This window comes from Aeromonas sp. DNRA1 (assembly GCF_963888745.1).
In the GTDB taxonomy this organism is placed as follows: Bacteria; Pseudomonadota; Gammaproteobacteria; order Enterobacterales; family Aeromonadaceae; genus Aeromonas; species Aeromonas hydrophila.
In genome coordinates this window covers 1-302 of sequence record NZ_CAWPKQ010000022.1, presented here as the reverse complement: position 1 = coordinate 302, position 302 = coordinate 1, and the positions used below count along the sequence as shown (strand labels likewise).

Here is a 302-nt window from a genome sequence, read left to right as displayed (position 1 = left end):
CTGCGTCAGCAGTGCAGATTTTGGGTAATGGCGAGTGCCGAGCCTGCGAGGCCGAGCGCCATTATTCACATCCCAAAACCCAATGATAGGGCTTCTCTCGTTTGGCTTTCACCAAACAAGCACTGACGCTTGCGCATCAGGTCTTTGCTCTAACTACTTTGAATCAAGGCAATCTGTGTGAACACTCAACAACTTCGTCATCATTAAGGTAAGGAGGTGATCCAACCCCAGGTTCCCCTAGGGTTACCTTGTTACGACTTCACCCCAGTCATGAATCACACCGTGGTAAACGCCCTCCCGAA

1 rRNA gene is annotated in these 302 nt (G+C 50.7%); it reads right to left on the bottom strand.

Annotated elements, in window-relative coordinates:
* Positions 1 to 209: 209 nt before the first annotated feature.
* Positions 210 to 302 (bottom strand): 16S ribosomal RNA (locus AACQ43_RS22160); the annotation flags it as partial.